Raw genomic sequence first — 8,028 nt, 5'->3', positions numbered from 1 at the left:
GTCCTGACTATCTCACGCTACAAACCACCGTGACTCTCGTTGGTGCATTGCAAACTCTGGCACTCCTGACAGTCATTATCGTGTCCACCCTTAAACCCTGGGGCAAGCGAAAGGCAGTGCAATCCTCGGAAAAATAGATGGTTCAGCAACTAGTTCAGAGCCTTTCAAGGAGTCCAGTCCCTCAAAACTAGGCTTCAGAGCTGGGTGCACCCTCTTGACCCCTACTGCCAGCAGCGATCACCATGAGTGACTTAAGACGGACATAGATGTATAGCGTCATGCCAATAACAACAAGCTGGTTCGTGAGAAATTGAAACACGTTTAATTGCGATGAAAAAATCAGCCTCGATAGAAAATGAATGGGGATAAGCAGTATGGCGTAGACGAGATAAGCCCGAACTGATAGAGACGCTGTCAAGCCAATAAAGCGCTCAATGAAGTTCTGGTTGTCGCCCCGCCGGTTAGCCCGATAACTGGCAATAGTTCCCCAAATCAAAATGATCCAGGGCACAGCCAGAAGCAGGCCATATCCGCTTGACAATGCTCGAATCGCTACTAAAACACTCTCTTCACCAAAAATACCACTGAGTGCAAACAAAACCCAAAGAAAATTGAGTTTTTCGCGTTCGCTGAGGGTGTTGTCTCGTAGGGCGATCGCAACTCGTTGAGGACTTTGAAAAATGCTCAAAACTGAACTCCGATAACTCTAAACGGGTACTGCAAAACTACGATCACGGGTGCTGACGGATTAGGTTTGTAACCACTGTACAACAGATTGCACCCATGCTTCGAGTGGTTTGAATAAGATGGTGTGGCTGGTGCCGATAGTTCGTTCAATTTCGGCTTGATGGTTAAGCCCAGCAGCCTTGGCAAATAGGCTGTTGCAAGTTTGGCTAATCTCATCTTTGGCTCATACTCATCTGTTGGGGACGGGTCGATAAGGTTGCGATCGGCGTCGTTGACCAGCGATCGGCCTTCATTTCCAGAGTTAATATGAAGCTAAGGCAGATTAGCCCCTCAGACACTGTGGCTCCTGGCTACATTGCAGTCGTTGAATTTGGCACCCCCAGAACACGGATTGTAGAAAAATGCAGGACGTAGAAACCCTTCACCGAGAAGCAATGAAATTGGTTGACCAGGCGATTCTGGCTCGTCAACGGGGCGATGCTGAAGCCGTAATCGTACTTTCGAGAGCCGCTTTCACCAAAGAACGTGCTGCCGCTGACTTGGTTGCCAACCAATTCGACTTGGAACCCACTCGCTCTGTATTGCACCGCAGTGCAGCAGTCCTAGCGATCGAGTGTCATCAACTTCGAGATGCAGAACGTTTGATCGGTCGGGCACTGGCAGGCAATCCACCCGACGAGATTGCCGACGAACTCCGCGACCTGTTGTTGGAGGAAATCTATTCCCAACGTCAGGCAATTCATGCTGATGCATAGGTTCATGCCACTGGGTCTTAAACTTTACCTACATTCGTAACCCTGATTGACCCACTCATGCCAGTCAGCGATCGCCAAACATCCCTAATGACTGAAAGGTGAGATCGCCTTTTCAACCGCGATCGCTACTGTCCTGCTGTCCGCGATGTGAGCACCCCATTCGACTACTGAGTCAATGGGCGATCGGTGAGAGCGATCGCTAACACTAGTGTGACGAGGGAAGACGTCTTCGTTGCGCTGATGTTACATCATGGTGATGTAATAGTATTGTTTAGTTGCATATATACAACAATGAGTGGTACTTGTATTGATATAAGCAATTGAAGGATACTATTGTGCAAAGCTTGAGGTATGAAGACTGTGGCCAAAAGAGTTTTTGCCAGTGTGAGTGATGCGTTGTCGTCAAAGCTAGAACAGCGTGCGAACGTGGAAGGGCGATCGCTGTCCAATCTCATCAGCTACCTTTTAGAGCGCGAGATGGAGAACTGGCGTCCCCCCATGAAGCGAGATCAAAAAGAGGAGCGCTATGAGTGAACTAGCACGGCGGGCCAGGATTCAGATCGGGGTGCTAGAGGTTGAAGGATTCATGTTGCCCGATGGCAGTTATCGCATGAGCCAGTCTCAGGCGGCTGAGATTGTTGGGTTGTCAGAAAGAAACGCCCGCGATTTTTTGTCATCAAAAGCCTTCAAATCCTTACGTGGAGAAGGTTATACGCCCGCGATTTTTGAAATTGATGAGGTTTCCCAGGGAAGAGGGCAAAGCAGATTCAATGCCCTCGATCTAGATGTTGTCATCACCTACTGGACTTGGCAGTGCTTTCGAGGGAACAAGCAAGCCTTAACGCTTTTGATAGCGCTTGCAACTGAAACTCTTGAGCGGCGCTTTGATACAGCATTTGGGGTTGCTCGGTCTGAGCAAGATCGCGATGAGCGGTTGGCTAGCACACTTGAGCAAATGGAGGGCTATCTAAAAGAAGCCATGGACTACGAAGTTTTGGCCCAGGCTGACTCTCAGTATCTTCGCAACTGGATCGCTCAAATGGGTTATGACCCCGATGATTTACCAAATCCAAGAGATGAACAATAGGCGTTGCTGAACAGGCAACAGCGGCTCCTGAAAGCGGCTCTGTCGGTGTTTCAATATTGTTTATAGCTCTCCGTGGATGGATCACCAAAAGCGGCCAAGAGCCCGACGTTAGGCAACTAGGCAACTAGCCAAGGTGTGCTTTGACTTGGAGGTTAACTGATGACGTTACAAGACATTATTGAGTCGATTGAAGAGCTCTCTGAAGAAGATCAAGAGCTACTGTTTGAGCTAATTCATAAACGCCGGGGTGAAGTGCGACGGGGTGAGATTGCGGCGAATGCTCAGGAAACGTTTCAGGTGATAAAGGCAGGAACGGCGAAGCGGGGAAGCTTTGAAGACGTGAAAACCTATTGATTGTTTGGGCAAGTAACGTATGTCATGGAGAATGCCTGATGCCACATTTATCTGAGCAAGAGATTAATCTAATTGAAAAAATTCGGCAGTTCTCGCCAACCCAAGTTGCCGAAATTGAAGACTTCATTGATTTTCTAAGCCAGCGCTATCTAGACCGCCAGTTGGTGATAGCTGCAACCCGAGCATCTGAGCCTGCCTGTGCTCAGGTATGGGACAACCCGGAGGATGAAGCCTACAATGACCTATGAGTTTGGGTAGTGCGTCAAATTAATGTGGGATAGGCGTTGTTGCATGAAGAGGGGTTGCGGAGGGGTAGAGCCATGGTAGATTTCAGTTACCACACCTAAAGCTGCCATGAAACCTCAATACCGCATCCGCAACTGGTCTGAGTATAACGCTGGATTGAAGCAGAGAGGAAGCCTCACCTTCTGGATCGACCCATCCGTCTTGGAGCAGTGGGTTGTAGAGGATTTGAGTGGCAAACCCGGTGCCTCTATCCTCTATAGCGACCTAGCGATTCTGACGATGGCGAGCGTCAACGTCATCTATGGGTTAGCTGGACGACAGTGCCAGGGATTTCTTGAATCGGTGTTCGAGTTGATGGGCATCGATCTACCGGTGCCAGACCACAGCACGCTGTCTTGTTGCATGGGAAACCTGTCTATTGCCTTACCGATCATGCCTAAGCAAGGTGCTCGTCATGTGGTGGTGGATTCGACGGGGGTGAAAGTCTATGGCGAAGGAGAATGGAAAGCTCGTCAGCATGGCATCAGCAAGCGACGCACTTGGCGCAAGCTGCACGTGGGTGTCGATGAAGCCACAGGCGAGATTGTAGCGATGGTCGTGACCACGAATGACCTAGCGGATGGCGACGTGCTTCAAGCTATCCTGGAGCAGATTGAGGGTGACATTGAGCAGGTGTCCACCGATGGCGCTTATGACCATCGCCACTGCTACGACGAGATTGAGAACAAAGGAGCGAACGCCGTCATTCCACCGCGCAAAGGAGCCAAAATCTGGCAGCATGGCAATGGCAAAGGAACGCCGCACCCGAGAGATGAGAACCTGCGCTACCTTCGCAAGCATGGACGCCAACGATGGAAGCGCGACTCTGGCTACCATCGCCGCTCGATTGCCGAAACCACCATGTTTCGCTTGAAGACGATCTTTGGCGGTAAGCTCAGGGCCCGTACCTTTGATCATCAAGCTGTAGAATTATTCATCCAATGTGTTGCGCTCAACCGGATGATTCAGATCGCCAAGCCCGATAGCTACAAGGTTGAAGCTTAATGATGAGATGGCAAAAGGAAAATCTGGCTTTATTTATTCATGCAACAAAGCCGTATGACTCCGCAAAATTTTGAATGGAGTGTCAGGGCTTCTATTTAGAGGTTCATCCCCTGGTTCAGCTTCTTTTGCACCCTCATTGTTGTCGAACTCCTAAGAAACATCTTGCGTCAGGGTCTCCTCCTGTGTCGCTTGGGACAGTTCAAGACCTAAGGCGGCGGCCTGTTTTTGTAAATATTTGAGCTTGCGTTGTCGATACTGTTGCTCATAGTGTTCTGCACCAACATCGTCGTAGGACTGCCCCGTACACCATAGGTGATAGAAAATGCGGGCGAGCTTGTGGGCCGTGGCGGTAATGGCTTTAGGTGCCCCTAAGCGGGCTTTGAGTCGTCGAAAGAAAGCTCCGATAGCCGAATCAGACTTCCCGGCGGCCATGGCTGCGATGCGAAAAGCATTGGCCGCTCGATTGCTAATGCGACGAGTCTTCGAGCTTTTTCGTTTGCCCCCCGAAATGGCACTGCCCGGACATAATCCGAGCCAGGAAGCAAAACGCTGAGCGCTACCGAAGCGCGTTGGGTCTAAGCCCACTTCTGAGAGAATGGTTTGCACCGTCAAGGGGCCTAAGCCATCCATTGCACAGAAATTGACCCCACTGATGCGATGTAAGTGGGTGGCTAGGTCAAAGGTGGGTTGATTTTGAACCGCTTTACGCACGACCTTGGGTTGGGGTTGCTCATGCGGGGGTAGGGGGCTGGGTAGCTGATTGAGGTAGGTCTCAATCTGGGCATCGCAGGCGGCAATCTGCTGCTGATAGGTCTCATAGAGGCTTAACTCCTGGCCCAGAACAAAGAGATGTTCCTCCCGATAGGTGCCGCTGAGGGCGGCGGCAATCTCAGCCTCACTTTTGCGCACCCGCTCGTGCTTCAGCGCCGCCAAGGTCTGGGGGTCGCGTTCTCCCGCCACAATCGCCTTCAAAATCCGCATCCCACTCAGCCCGGTGAGGTCAATCAGCACCCGATGCAGGTGCAGGTTCATCTGCGTCAATGCTTTTTGCATCCGCTGAATGTGCTGGGCTGCCGACTGGATCAACCTGTCCCGCTGCCGAATGTACTGCCGCAGCACGCACATCGCTTCAGCCGGTCGAAAGCTCGCCGAGAGGAGTCCATAGCTGTGGAGTTGGCGGATCCATTGGCAGTCGAGCACATCGCTTTTGCGACCCGGCACATGCTTGAGGTGCTGCGCATTCACCAGAATCACCTCAAACCCCTCGCGTTCGAGTAATTCATACAGGGCTATCCAATACACCCCCGTCGATTCCATCGCCACGGTCTCAACGTTGCACTGTCTTAACCATTCCACCAAAGCCTCAAAATCCGGCGTATAGCATCCAAACTCTCGCACCGATTGGGCATCCCGCTCTGGCGGTATGCTTACCCAATGGCTACTCGCTCCAATATCGATGCCCGCTGCATTCGGCTTCAGCAGCCCAAAACCCGATCTCGTGTCCCTATGACCGACAACTGTGCTGGCTTCAACGCCTTGAGCGCTCAACGGATGAGATGATTGTGGCATGGTGATGACCCTGGCTATCAACAGAGGGCAGCCCCTATCCTAGAATCAGCCATCGATAGATTCTCCTAAACGGGATAAAGGGAACGCCCCTTTTCACCCATGCCTTTCGCTGTTGATTCCAGAACCAGACTCACGACGGATCTAATGCACCAGTGTTCTTGCGGTCTTAGCTGATAGGCGCTACCCATCTCCAGAATATGATCCCTCAGTGCTGCTCCACCCTGTTTCTTTGCGTCTTACCGCACCCCCTCCGTTGGAGACTCACGTTGTTACAAGTTCAAACTGCTGTTTTTGAGTCAAAACCATTGCGATTCCCTTCTCATAATAAGCAGCTTCATTGATGAAAACAGGATAGACTGTTTCATGACCTGTGTAAGCGATCTCCTCTCCACTTAACAGTAGAAACATCAGATCTCCTGGATGCAGCGGTTCGTAATCTTTAAATTGAAGTTGTGGATGGATCATGGCTTCGATCTCATCAGCAGTATTTCTGGGATAGTCGATCGTCCCCACTTGCTGATATGCCGTCAGTACCCGTCCCAATAGTGGCACCTCACCTCGATTGTGATATTCCAGATAATCTAACGCATGGTCAATTAAGGCTTCAGTCTGCTGGAACGGTTCAGCTTGCAAAACCCCGGGAGCTACTGCCCCCACTTCAATTGTGCAACCTAATCCACAGATAGACGGCAAGCCAGAATATCCATCCTCCAGTTTCGGCAGAACAAACACCTTAACAGAAGGATTTATTTGCTGAAGATAAGCCGCTAACCGCAAGTTAAAGGGATGTGAGTCGATGATCACAGTTAAGCTCATGCTGGCTGTTGTAGTATGGAGATCAAGAATCACATCCACCGGGGTTTTACCACGTTTGCCAAAGAGAGCATTGATTTCTCTGGCGCGAATTTCTTCATACGCAGAGCGGGTTAAGTCTTGCAAATCCTGTTGTCGAAAACAACGATTGAGATCTGTGTCTACATATCGGCGTGACTGAGCAAAAGCCTGGGGATTAGCCAGCAAGGTCAGGGTTTCAAACGTCGATCGCCGAATGCGGTTGGGATATTGCTCCAGCTTTTTAATCACGTAAGCGCCAGTAAATTCATTGCCATGAGTTGCGCCCACAATTAAAACTTGTTGAATCGGTGAGATGGAATGGGATGTCATGGGTTTAAAACTCCCTCAATTCAAAACAAGAGCGCTTTCTTGTGAACACAAGGTTAATCAACTCTCTCCAAAAAAGTTGAAGTGCCCGTAGATGGCTCCTCTATGCGATACCATCGACCTGTCATTTCGCGGCTATTCACCGTTACTTCAAACATCGTGAAGTTGTTGCTATCAAATTTCACTTGATCGCCGTCTTGCTGCCAGCTTCCACCTGCCTCGGAGTTGCTAAAAGTAACAGTTCCTCCAGGCAGGAATGTGACTGTCTCTTCAGAGTTCCATTTCCAGGTCGTCTCTTCAATACTGGGGATGTCTTGTGTGCTGGAAGGACTTGTTCTCGGGGAAGCCGCACTAGAATCCGATATCTCTGTTGTTACATCTTGTGAACCCGCAGGACAAGTCAGTTGATCCTGACTCGATGTGGTTGCGTTGGGCATTGCGGGCGGCACTTCCGACGGTTTCCGCGTTTCGCAGATCACCTTTACGGAGGTCGCTTCTGCTCCTGTTCCTACCTCAAGCACTGCACCTGTATAACTTTTGAGAGGATAGTCAGGAGATGCGGTTGCGGTAATTTTGACACTGGAAGGCTCGGTATTCTGAACTGCTAAATCGTAGCGATAATATGAGTTTTCTGGGATTGAAATTAGCAACTCTTGCATAGAGGCAGCGAATGTTCCTCGTTCCAGGTAATATATTTGCTGATCTCTGATGATTGTATCTACATGCAACAGAGCGACTCTTTGCGCTATTCTTTGTTCACTGTTTGGGTGTGTGGAGACAAAAGTCACGACTGCCGCAAGTATGAGGCAAAGCCACAGCAGCCATCGCACAATCGTGGAGCGAAAAATTGGTAATGTCCCTGCCGGGGATTTTTCTATACCTGGAATAATCAGGGCGATCGCCAAGAGTAACAGTAAGATTTGCAAATAAGCTTGAGAGGTAAAAGCGAGATGGAGTAAAGCAGCGGTTAAGCCGACGAATAGCCACGGAATCAATTTAAGAATGACTGACATGATTTCCTCTTTGAACAATAGACTTAATCGGAATTAGGAAAAGCAATCAATTCTTAGTCTGAAACCGATCGATCTTATAGCTACTACATCTATTTGGATATCGAGCAACTAA

The 8,028-nt window shown here is 49.8% G+C and carries 10 protein-coding genes; 6 read left to right on the top strand and 4 right to left on the bottom strand.

From position 1 onward, the window contains the following. Window positions 1-187 precede the first annotated feature (187 nt). Window positions 188-688, bottom strand: coding sequence for a hypothetical protein (locus JUJ53_RS19455; protein WP_204153702.1), 501 nt, complete (start codon window positions 686-688; stop codon window positions 188-190). Window positions 689-1,088: 400 nt separating this feature from the next. Here JUJ53_RS19455 and JUJ53_RS19450 point away from each other — a divergent pair, with 400 nt between their 5' ends. The 6 genes from JUJ53_RS19450 to JUJ53_RS19425 all read left to right on the top strand — a co-directional run bounded on the left by JUJ53_RS19450 (window position 1,089) and on the right by JUJ53_RS19425 (window position 4,173). Beyond that, window positions 1,089-1,442, top strand: a complete 354-nt coding sequence (locus tag JUJ53_RS19450; protein ID WP_204153701.1) for a hypothetical protein — start codon at window positions 1,089-1,091, stop codon at window positions 1,440-1,442. Window positions 1,443-1,802: 360 nt separating this feature from the next. Further along, window positions 1,803-1,976, top strand: a complete 174-nt coding sequence (locus JUJ53_RS19445; protein ID WP_204153700.1) for a hypothetical protein — start codon at window positions 1,803-1,805, stop codon at window positions 1,974-1,976. Between the two features lie 76 nt (window positions 1,977-2,052). Next, entirely contained in the window at window positions 2,053-2,529 is a 477-nt protein-coding gene (locus tag JUJ53_RS19440) for a hypothetical protein (protein ID WP_204153699.1), read from the top strand. 159 nt (window positions 2,530-2,688) lie between these two features. Beyond that, complete coding sequence (locus tag JUJ53_RS19435) at window positions 2,689-2,883, top strand: hypothetical protein (RefSeq protein ID WP_204153698.1); 195 nt, start codon at window positions 2,689-2,691, stop codon at window positions 2,881-2,883. A 38-nt stretch (window positions 2,884-2,921) separates the two neighbouring features. Further along, a complete protein-coding gene (locus JUJ53_RS19430; RefSeq protein WP_204153697.1) occupies window positions 2,922-3,131 on the top strand; it encodes a toxin-antitoxin system, antitoxin component, Xre family protein in 210 nt (69 codons plus the stop codon). 106 nt (window positions 3,132-3,237) lie between these two features. Then, a complete protein-coding gene (locus JUJ53_RS19425) occupies window positions 3,238-4,173 on the top strand; it encodes an IS5 family transposase (RefSeq protein WP_204153696.1) in 936 nt (311 codons plus the stop codon). A 150-nt stretch (window positions 4,174-4,323) separates the two neighbouring features. Here the strand turns inward: JUJ53_RS19425 and JUJ53_RS19420 are convergent, their stop codons facing one another. The 3 genes from JUJ53_RS19420 to JUJ53_RS19410 form a co-directional block, all read right to left on the bottom strand. Beyond that, window positions 4,324-5,742, bottom strand: a complete 1,419-nt coding sequence (locus JUJ53_RS19420; RefSeq protein ID WP_239125219.1) for an IS110 family transposase — start codon at window positions 5,740-5,742, stop codon at window positions 4,324-4,326. 261 nt (window positions 5,743-6,003) lie between these two features. Next, window positions 6,004-6,891: an aspartoacylase gene (locus tag JUJ53_RS19415; protein ID WP_343327995.1), complete on the bottom strand. Its 888-nt coding sequence runs from the start codon at window positions 6,889-6,891 to the stop codon at window positions 6,004-6,006. A gap of 68 nt (window positions 6,892-6,959) precedes the next feature. Beyond that, window positions 6,960-7,916, bottom strand: a complete 957-nt coding sequence (locus tag JUJ53_RS19410) for a type IV pilin-like G/H family protein (protein ID WP_204153694.1) — start codon at window positions 7,914-7,916, stop codon at window positions 6,960-6,962. Window positions 7,917-8,028 lie beyond the last annotated feature (112 nt).

It is taken from the genome of Leptolyngbya sp. CCY15150 (assembly GCF_016888135.1).
Classification (GTDB): domain Bacteria; phylum Cyanobacteriota; class Cyanobacteriia; order RECH01; family RECH01; genus RECH01.
The sequence above is the reverse complement of the archived record's forward strand: the minus strand, read 5'-3'. Positions and strand labels throughout refer to the sequence as shown.